This window comes from Escherichia sp. TC-EC600-tetX4, from assembly GCF_019356055.1.
Classification (GTDB): Bacteria; Pseudomonadota; Gammaproteobacteria; order Enterobacterales; family Enterobacteriaceae.
The window spans coordinates 2986146-3012687 of sequence record NZ_CP079924.1; the positions used below are offsets into that span (position 1 = coordinate 2986146).

Below are 26542 nucleotides of genomic sequence, written 5' to 3' on the forward strand. Positions count from 1 at the left end.
CGATAAAAAGACCGGCACAGCTTACGCAAAAAGCGCAGGCAAAACCATGATCAGTAATGTGATTGCGACTAACCACCCGTTTTCAGGCAATATTCTGTCGTAGCGTGGCGTTCGATCCAGCGGATCATTTTACCCGCGATGTCGATACCGGTGGTTTTTTCTATTCCTTCCAGCCCCGGCGACGCATTCACCTCCATCACCAACGGCCCGCGATTAGCACGCAGAATATCCACACCAGCAACGTCCAGCGCCATCGTTCGCGCGGCTTTTATCGCGATTTCACGCTCCTGTGGTGTGATACTGGCGACGCTTGCCGCGCCGCCACGATGCAAATTGGAACGAAAATCGCCCTCTTTCGCCCGCCGTTCAATCGCAGCGACCACTTCATCGCCAACAACCAGACAGCGGATATCGCACCCTTGCGCCTCTTTGATATATTCCTGCACCAGAATATGCGCGTTCAGACCGCGGAAAGCGTCAATCACGCTTTCCGCCGCCTGACGCGTCTCCGCCAGCACGACGCCAATTCCCTGCGTGCCTTCAACCAACTTGACCACCAGCGGCGCACCACCGACCATGTCGATTAAATCGCTGGTATCATCCGGCGAATGCGCAATGCCCGTGACAGGCAGGTCGATGCCCTGACGCGCCAGCAGTTGCATGGAACGCAATTTGTCACGCGCCCGGGCAATGGCGACCGACTCATTGAGCGGATAGCTCCCCAGCATCTCGAACTGGCGCAGTGCCGCCGTCCCATAAAAGGTAATGGCGGTGCCAATACGCGGGATCACTGCGTCAAAATGGGGTAACTTGCGGCCTTTGTAGTGAATAGAAGACGCCGCAGGATTTATGTTCATGTAGCAAGAAAGCGGATCAAGAATTTCAACCAGGTGACCGCGCTGTATAGCGGCTTCACGCAGCCGCTTACACGAATAGAGCGTTCCATCCCGGGACAATATGGCAATTTTCACCCTGCACCTCTCTGTCAGACCTGGTCAAAAGCCCGCGTATCATACATCGACGTGGCGGTTTTAGCGCGTCGCCCAACCCTGTTTGTGCAAATAATCCAGAATAAATGGGCGGCTTTCTTTAATGATTGTTCGGCGGATATGATCGCTCCAGGTATCCCGGCGATTATTGCTGCCACGGGTGAGGTAATATTCCGCCAGTTGCTCGTCATACTGCGCCAGTGCGCCTTTATCCAGCGGTTGATAGCTGTTTTCATGCACCAAAATGGAGGCCGGTAAACGCGGCTTAAGATCCGGATTATCCGCAGGCCAGCCAAGGCACAGCCCAAACAGCGGCAGAACATGCTGCGGTAATTTAAGCAGTTTCGTCACCGCTTCAATATTATTGCGCAGGCCGCCGATATATACCCCGCCCAATCCCAGCGATTCCGCTGCGATTAATGCATTCTGCGCCATCATTGCCGTATCAACGACACCGAGCAACAGTTGTTCCGCCAGGCCGAGCTGAGCATCCGGACAGATCTGTAAATGGCGGTTAAAGTCGGCACAGAACACCCAGAACTCCGCCGCTTGCGCTACGTGTTTTTGCCCGCCGGTCAGCGTCACCAGTTCTTCACGTAACGCTTTGTCGGTAATGCGAATAATGCTACTGCACTGCAAAAAACTGGAACTGGACGTCGCACGGGCGCTGTTAATAATCGCCTCACGCTGCGCTTCGGAAATGGGTTCATCAGTGAAATGGCGAATGGAGCGATGGCCACAAATAAGTTCAATGGTTGGCGTCATTATCTTTTTCTCTTTCTGAACGTGAATATTGCGGTGGACGGTTCATCAGCTGTGGGGCAAGACGTTTTGCCACCTGAAGAATAACCACCACCGCAGCGGGAAGCATGAGCAAAACACCGAGAAAAATCATCAGAATCTGCACTTCTGGCCGAGAAAATGGCTCAGGCAGCGACAGGGAGTCGCTTACCGACAGCAGCGCCACCGCCAGTAGCATCATTCCGATAAATTCCAGTATCAACACGCCTTTAGGCAATTTACCGATCGCGCGCATACGCTTCCCTCTGCAAAGTGAGCCTTCAGTCTAAAACTTTTCACTGTATTGTGTTTAACAGTTATAGCTTTTAGCAATTAATGCAACAGGTTAAACCTACTTTCAGCGAATACATTTTAGCGTGATCATTACAGGCATAAATCTATGAGGAGAGAAATAATGCAAACCGTTATTTTTGGTCGTTCGGGTTGCCCTTACTGTGTGCGTGCAAAAGATCTGGCTGAGAAATTGAGCAATGAACGCGATGATTTTCAGTATCAGTATGTAGATATTCGTGCGGAAGGGATCACTAAAGAAGATCTACAACAAAAGGCAGGTAAACCCGTAGAAACCGTGCCGCAGATTTTTGTCGATCAGCAACATATCGGCGGCTATACCGATTTTGCTGCATGGGTGAAAGAAAATCTGGACGCCTGATCGTCTGACAAGCCCTCGCGTTGAGGGCTTTACTGATTTTTTCTGTGCTGTGGTTTAAACAAACTACTGATAAATAAGAAACACAGTGCCCCCAGCGCACACCAGAACACCGCGCTTAGTAACCATGCCAGCTCTTGCCAGAATGAGCGCGTCGGTGAAAAAAACAGCCGCATAATGAGCATCGAACAGGGTGCCGCCAGCATTGCGCCAAACAGAGGTTTCAGGACTTCTCTACGCTGTGAAAAGAAGCTGGCGACTGCTCCAGGAAGAATGAAAAATAGCAAGCCGATTTCAGGATGCCCGGCAGCCCGAAAAGCGCCTTTCATGTGCGTCGCCAGAAAAAGGCACACCACAATGAAGAGGACAAAACAGCAGATTGCCCCCGCCCAACGTTGTTTATGTTTCACTCGTTCCTCCTGACACTGCGTCTATCGAACACATTTTTCGCCAGTGTGGCGTTCAGTAAGATAAAGCCGCTTCGCATTCCATGCTAATATAGGCCAACGCAATTCATATAGCCGTTGATACCTAATGTGATTACACTAGTAAAATATATTGTTACTTTACTATCGTTTAGGTGCGCTGAATGAATCTGCGCCCTGAATTCTGGTAAAAAACATTATCGTAAATTACCATTTCTTTCAACAGCTTACTAGTAAACAAGAAGTTAGCCTCCGTGAATATAAACGTCGCCGAATTGTTAAATGGGAATTACATTCTGTTATTATTTGTGGTCCTCGCGCTTGGGCTATGTCTCGGAAAGTTACGACTTGGTTCGATCCAACTGGGTAATTCCATTGGCGTTTTAGTCGTATCGCTGTTATTAGGCCAACAACATTTCAGCATTAACACCGATGCGCTTAATCTTGGCTTTATGCTGTTTATTTTCTGCGTCGGGGTCGAAGCCGGACCGAACTTTTTTTCCATTTTTTTTCGCGATGGGAAAAATTACCTAATGTTAGCACTGGTGATGGTTGGCAGTGCGCTGGTGATCGCCTTAGGGTTAGGTAAGCTGTTTGGCTGGGATATTGGCCTGACGGCCGGTATGTTAGCAGGCTCTATGACGTCGACACCGGTTCTGGTCGGTGCTGGCGATACACTGCGTCATTCCGGCATGGAAAGCAGGCAGCTCTCACTGGCACTGGATAATCTGAGCCTCGGGTATGCCTTAACCTATTTAATCGGTCTGGTGAGTTTGATTGTTGGTGCGCGTTACTTGCCGAAATTGCAGCATCAGGACTTACAGACCAGCGCCCAGCAAATCGCCCGCGAACGTGGCCTGGACACTGATGCCAACCGTAAGGTTTATTTACCGGTGATCCGCGCCTATCGCGTCGGCCCGGAACTGGTGGCCTGGACCGACGGCAAAAATCTGCGTGAACTGGGTATTTATCGACAAACCGGCTGCTACATTGAACGTATTCGACGTAACGGGATTCTGGCAAATCCAGACGGTGATGCCGTGCTACAAATGGGCGATGAAATAGCGTTGGTAGGCTATCCCGACGCCCATGCCCGACTCGATCCCAGCTTCCGTAACGGTAAAGAAGTTTTCGATCGTGACCTTCTCGACATGCGTATCGTCACTGAAGAAGTGGTCGTTAAAAACCATAACGCTGTAGGTAAACGTCTCGCACAACTGAAGTTGACCGATCACGGTTGCTTCCTTAACCGCGTCATTCGTAGCCAGATTGAGATGCCGATAGATGACAACGTCGTGCTTAACAAAGGTGACGTTTTACAAGTCAGCGGCGATGCCCGCCGCGTAAAAACCATCGCCGATCGCATCGGCTTTATCTCGATTCACAGCCAGGTCACTGACCTGCTGGCATTCTGCGCCTTCTTTGTTATTGGGCTGATGATCGGGATGATCACCTTCCAGTTCAGCACATTCAGTTTCGGCATGGGGAACGCTGCCGGGTTGTTATTCGCCGGAATTATGCTGGGCTTTATGCGTGCTAACCACCCGACCTTCGGTTACATTCCGCAGGGTGCATTAAGCATGGTGAAAGAGTTCGGCTTGATGGTGTTTATGGCAGGCGTTGGTCTGAGCGCCGGTAGCGGTATTAATAACGGCCTGGGCGCGATTGGCGGTCAGATGTTGATTGCCGGATTGATTGTCAGTCTGGTGCCCGTGGTTATCTGTTTCTTGTTCGGTGCTTATGTATTGCGAATGAACCGCGCGCTGTTGTTCGGCGCAATGATGGGCGCACGTACCTGCGCGCCGGCAATGGAGATCATCAGTGATACAGCTCGCAGTAACATCCCGGCGCTGGGCTATGCGGGCACCTATGCAATCGCCAACGTCCTGCTGACGCTGGCAGGGACAATCATCGTCATGGTATGGCCAGGATTAGGATAAAACTGAAGTTGCCCTGAAAATGAAATTTTTTTGCACAACCGCAGAACTTTTCCGCAGGGCATCAGTCTTAATTAGTGCCACTGCTTTTCTTTGATGTCCCCATTTTGTGGAGCCCATCAACCCCGCCATTTCGGTTCAAGGTTGATGGGTTTTTTGTTATCTAAAACTTATCTACTACCCTGCAACCCTCTCAACCATCCTCAAAATCTCCTCGCGCGATAGCGGCTTACGGTCGGTGACAAAATGCAGCGTCATCCCCTCAATAAACGCATCAAGCGCGCGGGCGGTTCCGGGTTCAAACCATTGTTCGAGCGTTTGCTGACTGCGCTGCATCCAGTTTTGCATTACCGTTTTTAATAGCGGTTTTCGGCTAGCCAGCGCGTAGAGCTGGTACATCAGCTCCATGTTATCCGGCGTTGCAACCTGTGAGCTGTAGATCATATCGGTGATAGCCTGGCATGCGCCCGGAGCATCACTAACATCGCTAAAAAATGCCTGATATTGCCGGGACATGATCTCAGTAAAACTGCTGAACGCCTCCAGTAACAACTCATCAATTCCTGAAAAATAGTAGGTCATCGATCCCAACGGTACCCCGGCAAGGGTAGCAATTTTGCGGTGCGTAACAGCATGTATTCCGTAAAGTTTCACCGCCTCCAGCGTGGCCTGGATAATTTTTTCTCGCCGTTGCGGATCGTTAGCGCGACGCATGTCATTTCCTCTCTCTGCAATTGTGTACAAATGTACACAACCTTGCTAATGTTGTCTTCCCTCTTCTTATTTTGACGTGATCTATGACCGTAAATTCTTCACGTAATGCATTGAAACGCCGAACCTGGGCGCTGTTTATGTTCTTCTTTTTGCCAGGCCTGTTAATGGCGTCCTGGGCAACCCGTACGCCTGCTATCCGCGATATTCTCTCTGTCTCGATCGCTGAAATGGGCGGTGTTCTCTTTGGTCTGTCGATCGGTTCGATGAGCGGTATTCTCTGCTCGGCGTGGTTAGTGAAACGCTTTGGGACACGTAATGTCATCCTGGTCACGATGTCCTGCGCATTGATCGGGATGATGATATTAAGTCTGGCACTCTGGCTGACATCGCCCCTGCTCTTTGCCGTTGGTCTCGGCGTCTTTGGGGCAAGTTTTGGTTCTGCGGAAGTGGCGATAAACGTTGAAGGTGCTGCCGTTGAGCGAGAAATGAATAAGACGGTTTTGCCGATGATGCACGGTTTTTATAGCCTGGGCACGCTGGCAGGCGCAGGTGTCGGGATGGCACTGACGGCCTTTGGCGTTCCGGCAACGGTGCACATTTTATTGGCGGCGCTGGTAGGTATCGCACCTATTTATATCGCCATTCAGGCAATCCCTGACGGTACGGGCAAAAATGCTGCCGATGGCACCCAGCATGGCGAAAAAGGCGTACCTTTTTATCGCGATATCCAGTTGCTGCTGATAGGTGTTGTGGTGCTGGCGATGGCCTTTGCCGAAGGTTCTGCCAACGACTGGTTACCCTTATTAATGGTTGACGGTCACGGTTTTAGCCCTACTTCCGGCTCGCTGATTTATGCCGGTTTTACCCTGGGGATGACCGTTGGACGCTTCACCGGCGGTTGGTTCATCGACCGTTACAGTCGCGTTGCCGTGGTTCGGGCCAGTGCACTAATGGGGGCGTTGGGTATTGGGCTGATTATTTTTGTCGATAGCGCCTGGGTCGCTGGGGTGTCTGTTGTACTCTGGGGACTGGGTGCCTCGCTGGGCTTCCCGCTGACCATTTCTGCCGCCAGCGATACCGGCCCCGATGCACCAACCCGCGTCAGTGTGGTAGCAACGACCGGTTATCTGGCTTTCCTCGTCGGGCCGCCGCTGCTGGGCTATCTCGGCGAACATTATGGATTACGTAGTGCAATGCTGGTTGTACTGGCGCTGGTTATTCTCGCGGCTATTGTCGCGAAAGCCGTCGCCAAACCCGATACCAAAACGCAGACGGCGATGGAGAATAGTTGATGAGCATTAAATTAATTGCGGTAGACATGGATGGTACTTTCTTAAGCGATCAAAAAACCTATAACCGTGAGCGGTTTATGGCTCAGTATCAGCAAATGAAAGCACAAGGAATTCGCTTTGTAGTCGCCAGCGGGAATCAATATTATCAGTTGATCTCTTTCTTCCCTGAAATTGCTAATGAAATTGCCTTTGTGGCTGAAAACGGCGGCTGGGTAGTGAGCGAAGGCAAAGATGTTTTTAATGGCGAGCTATCGAAGGATGCGTTTGCTACTGTCGTGGAACATTTGCTGACGCGCCCGGAAGTGGAAATTATTGCCTGCGGAAAAAATAGTGCCTATACACTCAAAAAATATGACGATGCCATGAAAACGGTGGCGGAAATGTATTATCACCGTCTGGAATACGTCGATAACTTTGACAACTTAGAGGATATCTTCTTTAAGTTTGGCCTGAATCTTTCCGATGAACTGATTCCACAAGTACAAAAAGCATTACATGAGGCCATCGGCGATATTATGGTGTCGGTCCACACCGGCAACGGCAGCATCGATCTGATTATCCCCGGCGTACATAAAGCCAATGGCCTTCGCCAACTGCAGAAATTATGGGGAATAGACGACAGCGAAGTGGTGGTCTTTGGCGATGGCGGTAACGATATTGAGATGCTGCGTCAGGCAGGCTTTAGTTTTGCAATGGAAAATGCCGGTAGCGCGGTCGTCGCAGCGGCAAAATACCGCGCAGGCTCCAATAACCGTGAAGGCGTACTGGATGTGATCGATAAAGTTCTTAAACACGAAGCGCCATTTGACCAATAAAACCGGCAGCACGCCCGGCAACACAATGCCTGAATGAAGGCTGCATAATTCGCGGAAATTAACCCGCTGCATTATTTCAGGCGAAATGATTATGAAAAATTGTCTACTGTTGGGCGCGCTTTTAATGGGCTTTACTGGTGTGGCGATGGCGCAAAGTGTCACCGTCGATGTGCCGAGTGGATACAAAGTGGTTGTGGTTCCTGATTCAGTCAGCGTTCCACAAGCGGTCAGCGTCGCGACTGTGCCGCAAACCGTCTATGTGGCTCCTGCGCCAGCTCCGGCTTACCGCCCGCATCCTTATGTTCGCCATCTTGCCAGCGTAGGTGAAGGGATGGTTATCGAACACCAGATTGACGACCATCACCATTAATTCGAGAATGCCTGATCGCACAAAGCAGTCAGGCATTTTTTTACCCTTCGTGAGAATTTCCCATCTGTTTATCTTTTAAAAAGATAACCATCAGCGACAGCCACAAAATTCCGTTGACAAGGTTGAAGAGATTAAACAGTCCGTTGCCCCCGTTCAGCCAGGCATGTTTGCTGATTTCAATACCAACGGTAAAGATCAGCATTTGCAGCATTCCCATCGCGGCAGAAACCGTACCTTTACTCATATCGCTGGCAAACAGGGTTAATCGCACCAGTCCCGCATTCGCCAGACCAATACCGAAAGCATAAATACTTAACCCGGCAGTCATCCATAAATACGCGTGCGATGAGATAACCGTTGCCGCAGCAGCGACCAATAGACCAATCATAATCGGCCAGCCGCCCATAATAATCAGCGAACGTACGGTGCGGCGCGAGGTCAGACGCGCTAACAGCAAGTTACCCGCAATTAACGCCCCGAAAATAGGCACTTGCAGCAAGCCATATTCATAGCTGCTCAACTGCTCGCCGGTAATGATGATAATCGGCGACTGGGCGATCCACGCCAGCAACGGCAGACTAACGAATCCCAGCGCCAGCGCCCCCGCCACAAAGCGGCCGTTCTTCAGCACCAGCTTATAGTCACGACCGAGTTCTTTCAGTGACAGTTTCTCGCCTATACGCGTGGCGGTTTCAGGCATGGCTCGTTGCAGACCGAAAAAGGAGATCGCTGCCAATGCGGCAAACAAAACAAACATCCCCTCCCAGGGCAGCACATGGATCCACGCCGCGCCCACCAGCGGACCAAGTAGCGGAGCAATCAGCGCCACGTTCGCCATCAGCGCGGTGATCTTGATACAAACCGCCTCTTCGAAGGATTCCTGAATTGCGGCGTATCCCACAGCGCCAATGAAACAGAGGCTTATGCCCTGCAAGAAGCGCAACAGGGTGAATTGTTCAATGTTTTGCGCCAGCAATATTGCCAGACAGGTGACGATAAACCACACCACTCCCGCCAGCATCACCGGACGGCGACCAATACGATCCGACAGCGGCCCCAGCAGCCATTGTAAAAACATCCCGCCCGCCAGATACGCGGTCATCGAAGTAGGAACCCAATCAATGCCCGCCTGATATTGTTCCACCACGGCCAACATACCGGGTTGAATCATATCGTTGCCGATATAGGTTGAAAATTCGTAAAGCACCAGACAGAGAGGGAAAAGTAACGCCTGACGTCCAAGCCTGGCACCGGAAGCTAATTTATTTTGCATGCAATTTCTTCGCCAATAATAATCGCGCAGAGTTTAATAAAAGCGCAGCTAACGAGAAAGCGAATTTTGTAGCTGAAACCACGGTTAAGCACATTCTTACATTATTACGAGTATAGCTACGCTTTCTTTAAGTTTTATTTAACCTATGCCCGTTACAATCACCCACCGTAAACAGGCCGCTTGAGGGAAATAAGACGATGCCGCTTTACCCAGTTTAACCTGCACTTTATTCTCAACGACTTGCCTGTATTGGCTCCCTTTTAATCACTTTGCGTCGGGAAGTTATGCTGGAAAATTTGAATCTCTCTCTATTCTCTCTTATTAACGCGACGCCAGACTCGGCTCCGTGGATGATCTCGTTGGCGATTTTTATTGCTAAAGATTTGATTACCGTGGTGCCGTTGCTGGCCGTGGTACTTTGGTTGTGGGGGCTTACAGCACAACGGCAACTGGTGATAAAAATCGCTATCGCGCTGGCGGTCAGCCTGTTTGTGTCCTGGACGATGGGACATCTTTTTCCGCACGACCGACCCTTTGTCGAAAATATCGGCTATAACTTCCTGCATCATGCGGCGGATGACTCATTCCCAAGCGATCACGGTACGGTGATTTTCACCTTTGCACTGGCATTTTTATGCTGGCATCGCCTGTGGTCCGGCTCACTTTTAATGGTGCTGGCCGTCGTCATTGCCTGGTCGCGCGTTTATCTTGGCGTCCACTGGCCGCTGGATATGCTCGGTGGATTGCTGGCAGGTATGATTGGCTGCCTTAGTGCCCAGATTATCTGGCAAGCGATGGGGCATAAACTCTATCAACGTCTGCAATCGTGGTATCGCGTCTGTTTTGCATTACCGATCCGCAAAGGCTGGGTGCGTGACTGATCTCTGCTAAAAAGTGTAGTATTGAGCGGCTCGCTTCAATAACTATTCAGAGGGATTATGGAAACACGTCGCGAAGAGCGTATCGGGCAGCTGCTGCAAGAATTAAAACGCAGCGATAAGTTACATCTTAAAGACGCCGCCGCCCTGCTTGGGGTTTCGGAGATGACGATTCGTCGCGATCTGAACAACCACAGTGCGCCCGTCGTTTTGCTCGGCGGCTATATTGTTCTGGAACCGCGCAGTGCCAGCCATTACCTGTTAAGCGATCAAAAATCCCGCCTGGTGGAAGAAAAACGCCGGGCGGCAAAACTGGCTGCGACGCTGGTAGAACCCGATCAGACCCTCTTTTTTGACTGTGGCACCACCACGCCGTGGATTATTGAAGCGATTGATAATGAAATCCCTTTTACCGCCGTTTGTTATTCGCTAAATACCTTTCTGGCGCTGAAAGAGAAACCCCATTGCCGCGCGTTTCTTTGCGGTGGTGAATTTCACGCCAGCAACGCCATTTTCAAACCCATCGATTTTCAGCAAACGCTGAATAATTTTTGCCCGGATATCGCTTTTTATTCTGCGGCGGGCGTGCATGTCAGTAAAGGCGCTACCTGTTTTAATCTTGAAGAGTTGCCGGTAAAACACTGGGCCATGTCGATGGCGCAAAAGCATGTGCTGGTTGTCGACCACAGTAAATTTGGCAAGGTGCGTCCGGCGCGCATGGGTGACCTGAAACGCTTTGATATTGTGGTGAGCGATTGTTGCCCGGAAGATGAGTATGTGAAGTACGCGCAGACGCAGCGCATTAAGTTGATGTATTAATGACGTATAACCGGATGACGTTTCGCGCCATCCGGTTATCAGAAGATTAAGAGAACCAGCTGCCGAACCACTGATGGAATTTCATCATCACGAAATCCCACACCCGACCAAAGAATCCGCCCTCTTCCACATTTTCCATCACGATCAGCGGACGCTGCTCAATGGATTTACCGTTAAGCTGGAAATCAATGGTCCCGACAACCTGACCTTTTTTCAGCGGTGCGGTAAGCTGCGGTTCCGTTAACGTATAACTCGCTTTCAGGTTTTTCAGCTGCCCACGCGGTATGGTCACTGAGCCCGCTTCACCTGCCCCGAGATTCACTTCGCTCTTATCACCAAACCAGACGCGCTGAGTCACAAAGGTGGCATCAGGTTTAATTGGCGTCACGGTTTCAAAGAAGCGGAAACCCCAGGTCAATAATTTCTCAGACTCATTAAAACGGATACGGTCGGTTTTCGCCCCCAACACTACGGAGATTAAACGCATATCGCCCTGGGTAGCCGAAGCAACCAGATTATATCCCGCGCCTGCCGTGGTTCCTGTCTTCATGCCATCAACATTCAGATTGCTGCTCCACAGCAGACGGTTACGGTTAGGCTGACGAATTTTGTTGAAGGTGAACTCTTTCTCTTTATGAATGGCGTACTCTTCCGGCACATCGTGGATCAATGCTTTACCCAGCAATGCCATATCGCGCGCGGTGCTGAACTGCCCCGGCGCATCCAGGCCGTGCACCGTCTGGAAGGTAGTGTTGGTCAGACCCAGTTTTTTGGCATAACCATTCATCAGACCAATAAATGACTCCTGGCTCCCGGCAACGTAATCAGCCAGCGCAATACAGGCGTCATTACCGGACTGGATAATCACACCTTTGTTCAAGTCTGCCACCGAAACCTGATCGCCCGGTTTGAGGAACATTACCGATGAACCACGCAGTGCCGGATTTCCCGTCGCCCAGGCATCTTTACCGACCGTCACCATATCGGTGAGTTTAATCTTATCGGCCTTAAGCGCCTGCCCAACCACATAGCTGGTCATGATTTTAGTCAGGCTCGCGGGATCCAGTTTCTCATCCGCATTGCCTTCTGCCAGCACTTTACCGCTGGCGTAATCCATTAAAATCCATGCACGCGCATCCACGCTCGGCGCTTCAACGGTTTGTTCCGCCGCGAATGCCGTTGGGGCAAAAAGGAATAAAAATGCAGAACCCGCTGCAAGACCACGAAGGAGAGAGGAGTATTGCGTCATAAATGCCACCCGAGTATCCATTCAAAAAAAATACGTTATATCGCCGTATGATAAGTTTGGTGATTAATAACGCACACACAAACTTAAAGAAACCGTAAGTTGGTAAAGTTTTTAAAGTTTATGCAATATCCTGCCGCTTCGCTGCTTCTGGTGTCATTTTTTTGCCAGCTGTTGCTTAAAAGTTAACTTTACTTCACCATCGGAGTCCTGTTCAGCCTGTGGCTGCCTGTCGGAAAAGGGGTGAGTATGATTACGCTGTGGGGTCGGAATAATTCAACTAACGTAAAAAAAGTATTGCTGACGCTCGAAGAACTGGAACTACCTTATGAGCAAATTCTCGCGGGCCGTGAGTTTGGGATAAATCACGATGCTGATTTTCTGGCGATGAACCCTAACGGGCTGGTGCCGTTGTTGCGTGACGACGAAAGTGATCTCATTCTTTGGGAATCAAACGCCATTGTCCGCTATCTGGCGGCACAGTACGGGCAAAAACGCCTGTGGATCGACTCACCGGCACGTCGTGCGGAAGCGGAAAAATGGATGGACTGGGCAAACCAGACGCTCAGTAATGCTCATCGCGGGATCCTGATGGGATTAGTCAGAACACCACCGGAAGAGCGCGATCAGGCCGCCATTGATGCCAGTTGCAAAGAGTGCGACGCCCTGTTTGCCCTGCTCGATGCGGAACTGGCAAAAGTAAAATGGTTCTCTGGCGACGAGTTTGGTGTGGGCGATATCGCTATCGCACCGTTCATCTACAATTTGTTTAACGTTGGCCTGACCTGGACACCGCGTCCAAATCTGCAACGCTGGTATCAGCAACTCACTGAACGCCCCGCAGTGCGCAAAGTGGTGATGATTCCCGTTAGCTAATTGCGTGGGCTAACTTTAAGTAATTCCCCACTGGACTCGTCGGTGAGAACGTATAAATAACCGTCGGGTCCAGTGCGAACATCACGAATTCGCTGCCCTCTGTCCGTTAAAATACGGCCATCTTCTGTCACTTTGTCGCCGTTGACGCTCATCACAATGACATCTTTATCTTTCAGCGCGCCAATAAATAATTTTTGCTGCCACTGGGGGAATTTATCGCTGTTATAGAAGGCCATGCCGCTCACAGCGGGCGAATCTTTCCAGTAAAAAACAGGTTGCTCGGTCCCGGCGACGATCTCCCCTTTCGCTTCCGGTATCTTAAAGCCTGAATAGTTGATTCCCCAGGTTGCCAGCGGCCAGCCGTAGTTTTTGCCTTTTTGCGGGATATTAATTTCATCACCACCGCGCGGGCCATGTTCATTCAGCCACAGTGCATTACTCCACGGATTCATCGCCATTCCTTGCGGATTACGAATGCCATAAGACCAGATCTCGGCGCGCGCACCGGATTCCTTTATAAAAGGATTATCATCCGGGATTTCGCCCTGGTCGGTCAGACGCACCAGTTTGCCCTGTAATTTATCCAGATCCTGCGCCGTCGGGCGCTGATTGTTTTCGCCCAGAGCAATAAAAAGATAACCTTTACCGTCGAATACCAGCCGCCCGCCAAAATGGTTGCCGGTAGACAGTTTTGGCATCTGGCGAAAGACGGTGCGGAAGTCGGTCACTTTTGAGAGATCATCACTTAAGCGGCCATAACCCACAGCAGTTCCGGCTTTGCCATCATCGCCAACTTCGGAATAACTTAACCAGATGCGGCGAGACTGAGCAAAATCAGGCGCTAAAACCACGTCCAGCAGGCCGCCCTGCCCGTGCGCCCAAACGTCCGGAACTCCGGAAAGCGGCGCAGATAATCCTTTTCCTGCTTGCCAGTGACGCAACTCGCCGCCGCGCAGAGTGATTAACATACCGTGATTATCGGGTAAAAAGGCCAGTGCCCAGGGATGGTCGAGTTTGTCTTGCAGTACTTCGACATTTACCGTTGCAGGAGCCGCCCAGAGAGCGGAAGAAAGACAAATAAGGGGCACAAGGAAAAAGGATTGTCGATGCATAACGCCTCCGGATTGACTCTGGCTTAAAGCGTAGTCAGTGGAGGAGATAACAAATTCATTTTTACAAAAACTTAAACATGAAGGGGGAGACGCTTTCTCCCCCTTAGTTTTCAGGCCTTCTCAAGCATGGCGTGCTTCTGCAGGCTCTGGATACTCAGCGTTAAGCTCATCAGACAATTTTCAAGCTTATCGGCGTTGACGGTAATAACAGTCGGGCAATCATGGTGCCCACTCATCAAACATACTGCGGCTGTCGCTAATGCTTCTTCAGCATGATGAAGAGCACTCCACTCTTCCTGATCCAGATGAAGATTCAACCGCAGCGATTTATCGTGCAGTTCGCGATTCAGTTTAAAAAAGTTATCTCGTAGATGATTGCTTTCGCTGACGGACATGTATCCTTTTGCCTTCCTCAGTTGCACGTATGCGGCGAGGTCAACGCGTGCGTCGATCAACCGGTTCAGCAGATCGATTCGCTGTCTGTCAACGAACATACTTCGATCCTCCTCTTCCCAGCCTTGTTGCAATTAAATAGTATGGCTATTTTTTGAGCAAAATGCTGTCCAGGATCAATTCTTCACGCCGAATTAACAAAATTTACATTTCCTTCGCCTCCGCCAGCGAATGAGATTGCGATACAAATTTTATCCAGAACTCTGTAGAATCCCTGCCCTGACCTTTCCTGTAACTGAATATTTTTTAAGCTATGAGCAAAGTAACTCCCCAGCCGAAAATCGGCTTTGTTTCCCTTGGCTGTCCGAAAAACCTTGTTGATTCAGAGCGTATTCTCACCGAACTCCGCACTGAAGGTTATGACGTGGTACCGAGCTATGACGATGCGGACATGGTGATCGTCAACACCTGCGGCTTTATTGACAGCGCGGTACAAGAATCACTGGAAGCCATTGGTGAAGCGTTGAATGAAAACGGCAAGGTTATTGTGACCGGTTGTCTGGGGGCAAAAGAAGATCAGATCCGCGAAGTCCACCCGAAAGTGCTGGAAATCACCGGGCCTCATAGCTATGAGCAGGTTCTGGAGCACGTTCATCACTACGTGCCAAAACCGAAACACAACCCATTCCTGAGCCTGGTGCCAGAACAAGGTGTGAAACTGACGCCGCGTCATTATGCCTATCTGAAAATTTCTGAAGGCTGTAATCACCGCTGCACCTTCTGCATTATTCCGTCTATGCGCGGCGACCTGGTGAGCCGTCCGATTGGCGAAGTGTTAAGTGAAGCGAAACGTCTGGTAGATGCGGGCGTTAAAGAGATTCTGGTGATCTCGCAGGATACTTCCGCCTATGGCGTTGATGTTAAACATCGTACTGGCTTCCACAACGGCGAGCCGGTAAAAACCAGCATGGTCAGCCTGTGCGAACAGTTATCGAAACTGGGGATCTGGACACGTCTGCACTACGTTTACCCTTATCCGCATGTGGACGACGTCATCCCACTGATGGCAGAAGGCAAAATCCTGCCGTATCTGGACATTCCGTTGCAGCACGCCAGCCCGCGCATTCTCAAACTGATGAAGCGTCCGGGTTCTGTAGATCGCCAACTGGCGCGCATCAAACAGTGGCGCGAAATCTGCCCGGAACTGACCCTACGCTCAACCTTTATTGTCGGCTTCCCTGGCGAGACAGAAGAAGATTTCCAGATGCTACTCGACTTCCTGAAAGAAGCGCGTCTGGATCGCGTTGGCTGCTTTAAATACAGCCCGGTTGAAGGTGCAGACGCCAATGCCCTGCCTGACCAGGTTCCGGAAGAAGTTAAAGAAGAACGCTGGAACCGTTTCATGCAGCTGCAGCAGCAGATTTCCGCCGAGCGCCTGCAAGAGAAAGTGGGCCGTGAAATTCTGGTGATTATCGACGAAGTGGACGAAGAAGGCGCGATTGGTCGCAGCATGGCAGATGCACCGGAAATCGACGGCGCGGTTTATCTCAATGGTGAAACCAACGTTAAGCCGGGTGATATCCTGCGTGTGAAAGTCGAGCACGCCGATGAGTACGATTTGTGGGGTAGCCGGGTTTAATTAATTCAGGCCGGGCAAAATCATTTGTCCGGCCTGCGAATAATGATTACTGCCAGCTAATCTGTGCCCTGCCGTTTTTCTTACTCTTATACAGCCGCTCATCCGCCAGCATTTTCAAGCGTTCGACGGTAGGACATTCATTTGAATGTGCTACACCGATACTGGTACTTAAATTAATGCTTCCCACCTGGAAATGAACGATTTCTTTTAGAATCGATAGCAACTCTTCCAGCGTTCCACCCGTATAAATCACCGCAAATTCGTCACCGCCGAAGCGGTAGACTTTACCTTTATCTACCGGGATCTGTGATTTAAGGATTTTCACCACTTTCATCAACACTTCATCGCCCAGCAAATGACCGAAGGTGTCGTTAATGTTTTTGAATTTATCGACGTCAAACAGGCACAAATAACCGCCTTTTTCCGGCAGCGCTTTTAAATCTTCGTCAAAGGATTTTCTGCCCATTGCTTTGGTCAGGTCGTCCAGGAACGCCGAGTTATACATACTGTAGAGTTTTTTGACATCGGCAGCCGAAAAGAAAAGCCCGCCATCCAGTACGCGTTCAAAATGGTTATTAATGATGGCTTCTTTCTCCACAATACCACGATTAATCACTCTGCGTACCAGATAGAGGCAACTGGCACCCGATATCACTGCCACCAATGCGGCAAAGAAAATAATCAATGTACAAACCCGCAAATAAACATCTTTTTTATACGCAAATACATACAATCCGGTCGGCAAATAGGCGAAGTGCTCCATCGCTTCCGAAACGGTGAAGATGGCGTTTTTAGCATTATATTCATCACCGGTCACCGGTTTACCGTTCTTAAATAGAGAGAACATCAGGTTCTCGCTGTCCATCGCCAGCGATTTTGACAGTAAAGAAAAACGCTCCAGACCAAGCAAAAATATCAGACTACGATTGTGAGTTACCGGATAGAGGTAATAGACGAAGGTTTTACCGTCAAAAGAGATAAACCCTGTATTTTTGACATGTCGATACTTCACAACCTGCATAATATCTGCACAATAATTTTTCTCGAACTCCTTTACCTGAATACATTCGTCACTGGAAATCAGATAAGGACCGACATCGTACAAATAAGAGGGGGAAACCGAGTCGGCGTAAGCTGTGCGCAAACCAACCAACAGCTGTTCCTCCGTGGGATTTAGCGTGTTGATAAGATCAATTGCCACGCTACGCCGATATTCAGCAATATTTGCCACCGCAAAAGCAGTATCAATAACGGACTGTTTCAGGCTATACACCCGTTCCTTTACCATTTGAGTGTAGATCCCGCAGGCAACTGCTGAAATCATGATAAAAATCAGCAGACTGACTGTAAGTACGAACTTATTGATTCTGGACATACGTAAACTACTCTTTTACTAATTTTCCACTTTTATCCCAGGCGGAGAATGGCATGGGTTTCTGGTACAGATACCCCTGAGCCTGAACACATCCTAATTTGATTAATTCGCGCGCAACGTCTTCGCTCTCTACGCCTTCCGCAATCACCGGGATCCGGTTATAGCGTGCCAGGTCGAAAATAATGCGCACAATTTTTCCCGCAGTACCGAAAATATCGCCGGTGAATTGCGAGTCCACCTTTATGCTGTCTGGATTAATTTCATAAAAACGTTTCAGGTTTGACAAACCGGTGCCAAAGTCATCAATCGATATCCGTACCCCTTGTTTACGCAGTTGTTCAATATTGAGATAAAAATGTTCATTAATTCGCTCGATCACGGTTTCAGTGATCTCAACACAGAGGCTGTTCGCCTTCAGGCCATTTTCTTTCATGATGGTGGTAAAACGCTCATGAAAGTGTGGTTCGTTTAACTGCCAGGGCGAAACATTAATATGCAGTAAGAAATCATCCTTCAGCGACGCACGCTGACTAAAATGTCTGAATTCACCCATTGCCGTTTTAATAATCTGATAACCCAGCTCATTGATAAACCCGATATCTTCAGCAATGGTAATGAACTTCAGCGGTGAAATGATCCCCCGCTCCGCAGACACCCAACGGCACAACGCCTCCGCGCCCAGAATGGCGCGGGTGTTAATATCAACGATCGGTTGATAGACGAGGAATAGTTCGCCAATTTCCATTGCATGGCGAATATTACGCGCAATCCAGATATTCTCTTCTATTTCGTTGAGTTTCGCGTCATCACAGAAAATAAACTCTGAGAACATATGGTCACGGATACTGGAAATCGCCAGTTTCAGTTTTTCTGCGTAACTCCAGGCGTTTTCCCCCTGCAAAGGTTCACAAATGGCAGACTTATGGATGCGCAGATTGCGGTAGCCAAAGCTGCTGTCAAAATCGTTTACCATCGCTATTTTACGGGTAAATGTCTGTACATTTTCCCGACACAGAAGTAAATAGAGATCGGCATTGAATGTCACGATATCGCAGCATTGCGCATATTTCTCGGCAATTCGCTGACACAATTTCCTGACGATTTTATTGCGCTCATCAACACCAAACACCGCTTCCACGGCTTCCAGACCACACAGTTTGATGATCCCCACAGCCAGATACTGATTATTGTTAGACTCAATAATCGCCATATTTTTAATAAAACCACTTTCCTGATCGTAAGAGATCAGTGAGAGCAATTTATTTGACCGTTCAATTTCGGCATCTTTCATTTCCGCGATCGAATTTTTGATGCTGATAATCTCTTTCGCATCGCCTTCACGAATTTTCAGAGCCTCGATTTGATCCGTTGAGTCAGGCAAAAACGCCAGCGTATTAACCAGCTCTGTCATTTCAGAAAATTGCCGACGGAACACACGAGTGGTCATTAAATAAACCACCAGCAATACGATAATAATGAACGCAAACGGCAGATAAAAAAGTTTATCTGATGCGTTCAATAAATTACCGCCAGGATAATAAAAATAGATTTCGAATAATGCGTTGTTTGGCACCGCTGATGTTTTTTCGATATATTCAGTATCGACAGAATCAATAATATTATAATTACCTTCGCTATTATAAATAATCAGTTTTTCACGAGCGAGTTGATTCTTGGCAATGATCTCATGGCCTTGTTTCAAAAATAGAACTTCATCATTAGCGCTGATTTGATCAAGATACTCGTTCAGATATCGCCAGTTTAAATCGACATGAATTTTATCCACCGCTAACAAATCGTGATCTTTGCCGTTGATGTGTAGCGTAAAAGAGATACATTTTTTACCCGGACGATCAAAGCAATTGTATGCCGGATTCCAGCTGTTGTTAGAGTCATCTGAAGCCACCGACCACGGTCGTTTCGATGGGTTAAAATCGGCAAAAATAACCCGCCCTGACTCGTCGACAAGCGGTCCATTTACTTGTTCCTGATGATAAACAACGATTTTATCATTCGCCCTCCGCGAAAAAAGATAATATTTATTATCATCAAGTACCAGTCCCACCGAGTCTAAAAATGGCATCATTTCCATTTTAAGAATCACGGCGCGTTGAATCTCCTCTGTATTTTTTAATAAATACAGTGAGTCCTTTAATGTCAGGGCCGAACGTTCAATATCTTTAAAGAAATAGCCAACGTTTTTCTGAATAAGTTCAAAGCGGCTATCGGCACGTTTTACCGCGCGCTCCGATACCAGTTGATAGTTAATGATGAAAAAAAGACCAATAAATGACAGTGCTGCCAATAAAAATAAAATTATCAGCCTTATCTTTATCTTTTCGTATAAACTCAGCATGTTAATACATTTAACAAAATAACTATCTGAACGCTGTGCCGCTGCAAAAATTGTCCCTTGCTGCGGCTTTTTAACCAAATTACCCGATTCTACAAAATCAGCAGAAAGTTACAACACTTGCTTAGGGCAATAATTTCCTGTGAGGTGATTACCCTTTCAAGCAATATTCAAACGTAACTATCCTTTAATTTTCGGATCCAGCGCATCGCGTAAACCATCGCCCAACAAATTGAACGCCAGTACGGTCAGAAAAATAGCCAGGGCCGGAAAAACAGCGACATGCGGCGCGATAACCATATCCGCTCGAGCCTCATTGAGCATTGCTCCCCACTCTGGTGTCGGCGGCTGCGCACCGAGGCCGAGAAATGAGAGGCTGGCGGCAGAGATAATCGAGGTACCAATGCGCATGGTGAAAAACACCACGATAGAAGAGACGGTCCCAGGCAGGATATGACGCAACAAAACGGTCATATCGCTGGCACCAATACTGCGTGCTGACTCAATAAAGGTTTGCTGTTTCAACACCAGCGTGTTGCCGCGCACCAGGCGGGCAAACGCGGGGATGGAAAAAATGGCGACTGCAATAATCACGTTAGCAATGCCGCTTCCCAACACCGCAACAACAGCGATCGCCAGTAAAATACCCGGGAAGGCAAACAGCACATCGCAAATGCGCATGATCAGCCGATCCCACCAGCCTTCATAATATCCAGCGAGCAAGCCCAGCAACGTCCCGATCGCCGCACCGATAAACACGGCAAACACGCCCGCCGCCAGCGAGATTTGCGCACCAACCAGGACACGGCTGAAAATGTCACGCCCCAGTGAATCGACGCCAAACCAGTGCTGCAAAGAAGGTCCGTTATTCAGATTGTCATAATCAAAATAATTTTCGGCGTCATAGGGAGCGATCCAGCGTGCAAAAATGGCCACCACAATCAATAAAATAACGAATAATGCGGCGGTCATCGCCATATGCTGACGGCGAAATCGTCGCCAGAATTCATGCCACGGTGTACGTACCTGGTCAGGTTTGACCAGTGGCATGGCGTTTAACACCGCCTGACGTCGCCAGTTAAATAGTCGCATCCTTACTTGTACCTGATAGCCGGGTTAATGGCGGCGTAAAGCACATCCACCACTAAGTTGATAAGAATAAATTCCAGCGAGAAAAGCAGAATTTCCGCCTGAATCACCGGGTAATCACGCATTTCTACGGAGTCAACGAGTAAGCGTCCAAGTCCCGGCCAGTTGAAAACTTTCTCCACAACGATGGAACCACCGAGCAAAAAGCCAAACTGTAAGCCCATCATGGTCACTACCGGGATCATCGCGTTACGTAGCCCGTGTTTGAGGACAACCCAGGTTTCGCTCACCCCTTTCGCCCTCGCGGTACGCATATAATCTTCGCTTAAAACATCGACAAACGACGCGCGGGTAAAGCGCGCCATCACGGCGGCCACTGCCGCGCCGAGCGTCAGGGAGGGTAAAATGTAGTGCTGCCAACTGTCTGCTCCCACGGTAGGCAGCCAGCCCAGTTCAACGGAGAATACCTGAATTAAAAGCATCCCCAGAGCAAATGCCGGAAACGAGATCCCCGACACCGCAATGGTCATACTCAATCGATCCGGCCAACGGTTACGCCAGACGGCGGCGATAATTCCCGCCGCCATACCAAATATAACCGCCCAGACCATACTGGTTATGGTCAGCCACAGCGTTGGCATAAAGCGGCTGGCAATCTCATCGGCAACCGGACGACGCGACACCATCGACAGGCCAAAATCCCCCTGCACAGCATTGCTGATATAGTGCCAGAACTGGTGATACAGCGGCTGATCCAACCCCAGCTGCTGACGCACCAGTTCTATAACCTGCGCATCAGCTTCGGGCCCGGCAATCAATCGCGCCGGATCGCCGGGCAGCATATGGACAAATAAAAACACCAGCACCGAGACGATAAACAGCGTCGGAATCAACCCCAGTAAGCGTTTGATAACGTAATTAAGCATTCCACTCCCTGCGTTGCTTATTGCAAATCCGCGTCTTCAAAGCTGAAGCCGGTGTCTGGCATGATCCAAAAACCGGTCAGGTTTTTACTGTGTGCCGACACCAGTTTTTCTACCACCAGCGGGATCCACGGCGATTCTTGCCAGATGATATCCTGCGCCGCCTTATATAAGCGGGTCTTTTCCGCCGGATCATTAGTTTTCAGTGCCTGAGCCAGGAAGTCATCCACCTGTTTATTGCTGTAAAACGCGGTATTAAACAGCGTCGGTGGCCAGTTCTGCGAGGCAAACAGCGGCGATAGTGCCCAGTCCGCTTCGCCGGTTGAAGCCGACCAGCCAGTGTAGAACATCCGCACGCCGCTCTCTTTTTGCCCTTTACCTTCAACTTCTGCCGCCCGCTGTCCGGCATCCATCGCAGTCACCTGGGCTTTAATCCCGACCTGCGCTAACTGCTGCTGGGTAAATTGCAGCACTTTCTGCGCGGTGCTGTGGTTATGTGACGACCACAGCGTGGTACTGAAACCGTTGGGATATCCCGCCTCTTTCAGTAATTCGCGCGCTTTCACTGGATCGTAAGGCCACGGTTTATAACTTTGCGCGTAGGCGATACTTGGCGGTACCACACCAGTAGCTGGCGTTGCATAGCCCGCAAAGGCAACTTTCACCAGCGCCGGACGGTTAATGGCGTAATTCAGCGCCTCACGGACCTTCGGGTTATCGAACGGCTTTTGCGTCACGTTCATACTGATATAACGCTGCATAATTGACGGACTGGCCATCAACTCGATATTTTTGTTTTTCTCCAGCAGTGTGGCCTGCTCGTAAGGAATGGGGAAAGCAAACTGCGCTTCACCGGTTTGCAGCATTGCCGCGCGGGTGTTGTTATCCGCCACCGGACGCCAGGTTATGCTGTCCAGTTTGGGCAATCCTGGCTGCCAGTAACCCGCGAATTTTTTCACCTTCACAAAATCGGTCTGATTCCAGGTATCCAGTTCATACGGTCCGGTTCCCACCGGATAAAAACCAATCTCCTTGCCATATTTTTCCAGCGCTGCCGGTGAAATCATCGCGGTCGCCGGATGGGCAAGAATATTAATAAACGCTGAGAACGGCTGTTTGAGGGTAATCTTTACCGTTGTCGGATCGATCGCTTCCGTTTTAGCAATATTCTTATACAGGTTATAGCGTTTAAGATGATTCGCCGGATCGCTGGCCCGGTCCAGATTCGCTTTCACCGCCGCGGCGTTGAAATCGGTGCCATCCTGGAATTTAATGCCTTCCCGCAATTTCACGGTGTAAGTAATGCCGTCATCGGAAACGGTATAACTCTCCGCCAGCACGTTTTTCAGTTTCATCTCTTTATCCAGACCGAACAGCCCCTGGTAAAACGATTTCGCTACGGCCTGAGATAACGTGTCATTTGCGTCATACGGATCGAGCGTGGTGAAATTCGATCCTACCGCCACCACCACATCTTTGGCAGCGAATGCACAAGATGCCATCAACGCTGTCGCAATGCCCAGCGCCACTAACCCACTACGGTGTACAGCTCTTGCCATTTTATTCTCCGCCTGAATGTTATCTACGCATGAATGCGTATTCTGATTGTGGTTGTGCGACGTAATGCCCCGGCCCGACGCATTGCAACGAGACGGCTGCCACCTCTTCGCCACGCAGATGAATATTGCTGGGAAGATCGTCCGACAGCAGTACACGCTGCGGTCGTTGTCGGGACGGTTCAGCGACCGGAACTGCCGCCAGTAATTTACGCGTATAAGGATGCTGCGGGTTTTCGAAGACCGCGCGCCGTGGACCAATTTCAACAATTTGCCCGAGATACATCACCGCCACACGATGACTAATCCGCTCTACCACCGCCATATCGTGGGAGATAAACAGATACGCAATGCCGAAATCACGCTGGAGATCGAGCAACAAGTTGATAATCTGCCCGCGAATAGAAACATCCAGCGCCGAAACGGCTTCGTCGGCAATGATCACTTTTGGATTCAATGCCAACGCGCGAGCAATGCAGATGCGCTGGCGCTGACCGCCGGAAAACTCATGCGGGTAACGCCAGGCATGTTCAGGTAACAGGCCCACGCGCTCCAGCAACCACGCAACGCGTGCAGCCGCGTCTTTACCTGGCAATAAACCGTGTACACGCAGCGGTTCGATAATCGAATCACCGATGGTCTGACGTGGGTCCAGCGAAGCGTAAGGGTCCTGAAAAATAAACTGAATATCCCGGCGTAATGCCTGAAGTTTGCCGGGTGACAAGGTATCGATTCGCTGACCGTTAAAGATAATTTCGCCGCCCTGCGATTCGACCAGGCGCAGCAACGCCCGCCCGGTAGTGGATTTACCGCTGCCAGACTCGCCCACCAGCGATAGCGTTTCGCCAGGCCAGAGATCAAAACTGACTTTCTCAACGGCATGCACTTCCCGCGTTACGCGATTCAACAAACCGCTGCGCAAAGGGAAACGGGTGACAAGATTACGCACTCGTAAAACAGGTTCGCCATCCACCACCGTTTTCTGCTCGATGGGGGGGGCCTGTTTCGCTGGATGTTCAAGCGATATCAACGGGAAACGTCGGGGATAATCTAACCCTTTCATCGCACCAAGTTGCGGAACAGCAGCTAACAGCGCACGGGTGTAAGGATGTTGCGGTGCATGAAAAATCTGTTCGACGGTACCCGTTTCCACCGCCTCGCCCTGATACATCACCAGTACCCGATCGGCAATCTCTGCCACCACGCCCATATCGTGAGTGATAAAGATAACGCCCATCGACATCTCTTTTTGCAATACTTTGATTAATTGCAGGATCTGCGCCTGAATAGTGACATCCAGCGCGGTGGTTGGCTCATCGGCAATCAGCACCGCCGGGCGGCATGACAGCGCCATCGCAATCATCACTCGCTGGCGCATCCCGCCAGAGAGTTGATGCGGATAACGTGAAAGAATGGTTTGTGCCTCAGGAATGCGTACCTGATCCAGCATCCGCTTCGCCTCGACCATCGCTTCTTCACGACTGGCGTTCTGATGCAGACGAATTGATTCGGCAATCTGTTCACCCACAGTAAATACCGGGTTCAGCGATGTCATCGGCTCCTGAAATATCATCGCCATATCCGCACCGCGAACATGGCGCATTTGTGCAGCGTTCTGCTCGCTAAGTTCAATCACTTCGCGACTGCGCCGCTGCAACAGCATTTTATCGCACTGTACTAAACCGCCCGCCTGTTCCAACAGGCGCATCAATGCCAACGCAGTCACTGACTTACCGGAGCCGGATTCGCCAACAATTGCCAGCGTCTCACCGCGTTGCAGACTAAAAGAGAGATTGCGGACCGCAGCTATTTTCTGCTGGTCCTGCATAAAGGCAATATTCAGATTTTCAACCGCCAGCACATTACCGGCATCAAGTTCATCACTGTGTGGCAACGGTGTCCCCTTTTTCACGGTAGATACCGGTGGTTGGCGTATCGCCTGCGTAGCCCCAGGCGCGATACATTCCTTCGGTGTTAAACGGTAGCGCGACATTCCCTTCATGGTCGATAGCGATTAAGCCACCGCTACCGCCAAGCGCAGGGAGTTTTTCCATTACTACCCGCTCGCAGGCTTCCGCGAGACTTAATCCGCCGTAATCCATTAACGCGGCGATGTCATATGCCGCCAGCGCGCGGATGAAGACTTCGCCCGTGCCGGTACAAGAAACCGCCACACTGGCGTTATTGGCGTAGCATCCGGCACCCACTAAGGGACTATCGCCAACTCGTCCGGGTAATTTATTGGTCATTCCGCCTGTGGACGTGGCTGCCGCCAAATTGCCGTCTAAATCCAACGCCACGGCCCCCACGGTGCCCATTTTCTGTTTTTCATCCAGTGGCGCACCGCTATGGTCGAGGACGGTTGCCCCTTCCTTGCGCGCTGCCAGTAGTTGTTCATAACGCAAAGACGTGGAGAAAATCTCCGGCGAGACGCGCTCCATGCCACGAGCAAACGCAAAATTTTCTGCCCCTTCGCCAATCATCATCACATGCGGGCTTTGCTCCATCACCAGCCGGGCGGCAAGAACCGGATTACGCAGATGACTAACGCCCGCCACCGCACCGGCTTTCAGGGTGTTACCATCCATCACACAGGCGTCCAGTTCATGGGTTTCATCACGCGTAAAGACAGCGCCAATTCCGGCGTTAAACAGTGGACACTCTTCCAGCAGACGCACCGCTTCCGTCACCACATCCAGCGCACTTTCGCCCGCTTCCAGCATTTTCTGCCCGGTTTCAACAATGGCAGACAACGCCTCGATGTAGCGTAATTCCTGTTGCAGACTCATCTGCGCGCGGCTAATTGCACCTGCGCCACCATGAATTGCAATGACTGCTTTGCCCATAGTATTCGTCCATTAAGGGTGGTTCGCCACTTTTGCTATAAATATCAGAATTTTTATGAATTACTCATTCAATTTTTGAATATAGAAAGATGGATATGGCATGTAAAGGCAGGACCCAGCGCTACGCCCGAGGTGGCATACAGTCTGTGGCGTTTTTCTGACATAATAGGCA

Annotated in this window: 25 protein-coding genes; 9 read left to right on the top strand and 16 right to left on the bottom strand. The window is 50.0% G+C overall.

The window, feature by feature from the left end; genetic code table 11:
• Nucleotides 1-68 precede the first annotated feature (68 nt).
• The 3 genes from rimK to KXD89_RS14540 are packed head-to-tail and all read right to left on the bottom strand — an operon-like array spanning nt 69 to nt 2025.
• Nucleotides 69-971 (bottom strand): 30S ribosomal protein S6--L-glutamate ligase, encoded by a 903-nt coding sequence (rimK, locus tag KXD89_RS14530; RefSeq protein WP_000684321.1) that lies wholly within the window; start codon nt 969-971, stop codon nt 69-71.
• Nucleotides 972-1031: 60 nt separating this feature from the next.
• Nucleotides 1032-1754, bottom strand: a complete 723-nt coding sequence (gene nfsA, locus KXD89_RS14535; RefSeq protein WP_000189159.1) for a nitroreductase NfsA — start codon at nt 1752-1754, stop codon at nt 1032-1034.
• Complete coding sequence (locus KXD89_RS14540) at nt 1738-2025, bottom strand: DUF1418 family protein (protein ID WP_001201560.1); 288 nt, start codon at nt 2023-2025, stop codon at nt 1738-1740. Before KXD89_RS14540 ends, nfsA begins: the two co-directional genes overlap by 17 nt.
• A gap of 159 nt (nt 2026-2184) precedes the next feature.
• Here KXD89_RS14540 and grxA point away from each other — a divergent pair, with 159 nt between their 5' ends.
• On the top strand, nt 2185-2442 hold the full coding sequence (gene grxA, locus KXD89_RS14545; RefSeq protein WP_001195240.1) for a glutaredoxin 1: 258 nt from the start codon (nt 2185-2187) through the stop codon (nt 2440-2442).
• Between the two features lie 29 nt (nt 2443-2471).
• Here the strand turns inward: grxA and KXD89_RS14550 are convergent, their stop codons facing one another.
• Nucleotides 2472-2849, bottom strand: coding sequence for an inner membrane protein YbjM (locus KXD89_RS14550; protein WP_000681108.1), 378 nt, complete (start codon nt 2847-2849; stop codon nt 2472-2474).
• A 269-nt stretch (nt 2850-3118) separates the two neighbouring features.
• On the opposite strand from KXD89_RS14550, the gene KXD89_RS14555 reads away from it, so the two are divergent.
• Nucleotides 3119-4804 carry an aspartate:alanine antiporter gene (locus tag KXD89_RS14555; RefSeq protein WP_001024876.1) on the top strand — a complete coding sequence of 562 codons (1686 nt, stop codon included), beginning with the start codon at nt 3119-3121 and terminating at the stop codon, nt 4802-4804.
• Nucleotides 4805-4978: 174 nt separating this feature from the next.
• Here the strand turns inward: KXD89_RS14555 and rcdA are convergent, their stop codons facing one another.
• Nucleotides 4979-5515, bottom strand: a complete 537-nt coding sequence (gene rcdA, locus KXD89_RS14560; RefSeq protein ID WP_001295289.1) for a DNA-binding transcriptional regulator RcdA — start codon at nt 5513-5515, stop codon at nt 4979-4981.
• A gap of 83 nt (nt 5516-5598) precedes the next feature.
• On the opposite strand from rcdA, the gene KXD89_RS14565 reads away from it, so the two are divergent.
• The 3 genes from KXD89_RS14565 (at nt 5599) to ybjH (ending at nt 7992) form a co-directional block, all read left to right on the top strand.
• Nucleotides 5599-6807 carry an MFS transporter gene (locus KXD89_RS14565; protein WP_000217859.1) on the top strand — a complete coding sequence of 403 codons (1209 nt, stop codon included), beginning with the start codon at nt 5599-5601 and terminating at the stop codon, nt 6805-6807.
• Nucleotides 6807-7622, top strand: a complete 816-nt coding sequence (ybjI, locus tag KXD89_RS14570) for a 5-amino-6-(5-phospho-D-ribitylamino)uracil phosphatase (RefSeq protein ID WP_000023565.1) — start codon at nt 6807-6809, stop codon at nt 7620-7622. Before KXD89_RS14565 ends, ybjI begins: the two co-directional genes overlap by 1 nt.
• Before the next feature lie 85 nt (nt 7623-7707).
• Complete coding sequence (ybjH, locus tag KXD89_RS14575; protein ID WP_000605480.1) at nt 7708-7992, top strand: protein YbjH; 285 nt, start codon at nt 7708-7710, stop codon at nt 7990-7992.
• Nucleotides 7993-8032: 40 nt separating this feature from the next.
• Here ybjH and mdfA read toward each other — a convergent pair whose 3' ends face one another.
• Nucleotides 8033-9265, bottom strand: a complete 1233-nt coding sequence (mdfA, locus tag KXD89_RS14580; RefSeq protein ID WP_001180089.1) for a multidrug efflux MFS transporter MdfA — start codon at nt 9263-9265, stop codon at nt 8033-8035.
• A 284-nt stretch (nt 9266-9549) separates the two neighbouring features.
• Here mdfA and ybjG point away from each other — a divergent pair, with 284 nt between their 5' ends.
• Nucleotides 9550-10146 carry an undecaprenyl-diphosphate phosphatase gene (gene ybjG / locus KXD89_RS14585; protein ID WP_001295291.1) on the top strand — a complete coding sequence of 199 codons (597 nt, stop codon included), beginning with the start codon at nt 9550-9552 and terminating at the stop codon, nt 10144-10146.
• Between the two features lie 57 nt (nt 10147-10203).
• On the top strand, nt 10204-10962 hold the full coding sequence (deoR, locus tag KXD89_RS14590; RefSeq protein WP_000450121.1) for a DNA-binding transcriptional repressor DeoR: 759 nt from the start codon (nt 10204-10206) through the stop codon (nt 10960-10962).
• Nucleotides 10963-11008: 46 nt separating this feature from the next.
• Here deoR and dacC read toward each other — a convergent pair whose 3' ends face one another.
• On the bottom strand, nt 11009-12211 hold the full coding sequence (dacC, locus tag KXD89_RS14595; protein ID WP_001300708.1) for a serine-type D-Ala-D-Ala carboxypeptidase: 1203 nt from the start codon (nt 12209-12211) through the stop codon (nt 11009-11011).
• A 246-nt stretch (nt 12212-12457) separates the two neighbouring features.
• On the opposite strand from dacC, the gene gstB reads away from it, so the two are divergent.
• Nucleotides 12458-13084, top strand: a complete 627-nt coding sequence (gene gstB / locus KXD89_RS14600) for a glutathione S-transferase GstB (RefSeq protein WP_001295292.1) — start codon at nt 12458-12460, stop codon at nt 13082-13084.
• Here gstB and yliI read toward each other — a convergent pair.
• Nucleotides 13081-14196: an aldose sugar dehydrogenase YliI gene (gene yliI, locus KXD89_RS14605; RefSeq protein ID WP_000555031.1), complete on the bottom strand. Its 1116-nt coding sequence runs from the start codon at nt 14194-14196 to the stop codon at nt 13081-13083. The two genes, gstB and yliI, sit on opposite strands and share 4 nt — an antisense overlap.
• Before the next feature lie 110 nt (nt 14197-14306).
• Nucleotides 14307-14690, bottom strand: a complete 384-nt coding sequence (bssR, locus tag KXD89_RS14610) for a biofilm formation regulator BssR (RefSeq protein ID WP_000497137.1) — start codon at nt 14688-14690, stop codon at nt 14307-14309.
• Nucleotides 14691-14902: 212 nt separating this feature from the next.
• Here bssR and rimO point away from each other — a divergent pair, with 212 nt between their 5' ends.
• Nucleotides 14903-16228 (top strand): 30S ribosomal protein S12 methylthiotransferase RimO, encoded by a 1326-nt coding sequence (gene rimO / locus KXD89_RS14615; RefSeq protein ID WP_000049367.1) that lies wholly within the window; start codon nt 14903-14905, stop codon nt 16226-16228.
• A gap of 46 nt (nt 16229-16274) precedes the next feature.
• Here the strand turns inward: rimO and KXD89_RS14620 are convergent, their stop codons facing one another.
• The 7 genes from KXD89_RS14620 to iaaA all read right to left on the bottom strand — a co-directional run bounded on the left by KXD89_RS14620 (nt 16275) and on the right by iaaA (nt 26370).
• Nucleotides 16275-17603 (bottom strand): GGDEF domain-containing protein, encoded by a 1329-nt coding sequence (locus KXD89_RS14620; protein WP_000086904.1) that lies wholly within the window; start codon nt 17601-17603, stop codon nt 16275-16277.
• Nucleotides 17604-17610: 7 nt separating this feature from the next.
• The gene (locus tag KXD89_RS14625; RefSeq protein WP_001360263.1) at nt 17611-19959 is read right to left on the bottom strand and encodes an EAL domain-containing protein; all 2349 of its coding nucleotides are present in this window, start codon (nt 19957-19959) and stop codon (nt 17611-17613) included.
• Between the two features lie 177 nt (nt 19960-20136).
• Nucleotides 20137-21048 carry a glutathione ABC transporter permease GsiD gene (gene gsiD, locus KXD89_RS14630; RefSeq protein ID WP_001236051.1) on the bottom strand — a complete coding sequence of 304 codons (912 nt, stop codon included), beginning with the start codon at nt 21046-21048 and terminating at the stop codon, nt 20137-20139.
• Between the two features lie 2 nt (nt 21049-21050).
• Nucleotides 21051-21971, bottom strand: coding sequence for a glutathione ABC transporter permease GsiC (gene gsiC / locus KXD89_RS14635; protein ID WP_000936043.1), 921 nt, complete (start codon nt 21969-21971; stop codon nt 21051-21053).
• A gap of 17 nt (nt 21972-21988) precedes the next feature.
• Nucleotides 21989-23527, bottom strand: a complete 1539-nt coding sequence (gene gsiB / locus KXD89_RS14640; protein ID WP_000090140.1) for a glutathione ABC transporter substrate-binding protein GsiB — start codon at nt 23525-23527, stop codon at nt 21989-21991.
• A gap of 19 nt (nt 23528-23546) precedes the next feature.
• A complete protein-coding gene (gsiA, locus tag KXD89_RS14645) occupies nt 23547-25418 on the bottom strand; it encodes a glutathione ABC transporter ATP-binding protein GsiA (protein ID WP_001301279.1) in 1872 nt (623 codons plus the stop codon).
• A complete protein-coding gene (gene iaaA, locus KXD89_RS14650) occupies nt 25405-26370 on the bottom strand; it encodes a beta-aspartyl-peptidase (RefSeq protein WP_000513781.1) in 966 nt (321 codons plus the stop codon). The genes gsiA and iaaA overlap by 14 nt, the downstream gene beginning before the upstream one ends.
• Nucleotides 26371-26542 lie beyond the last annotated feature (172 nt).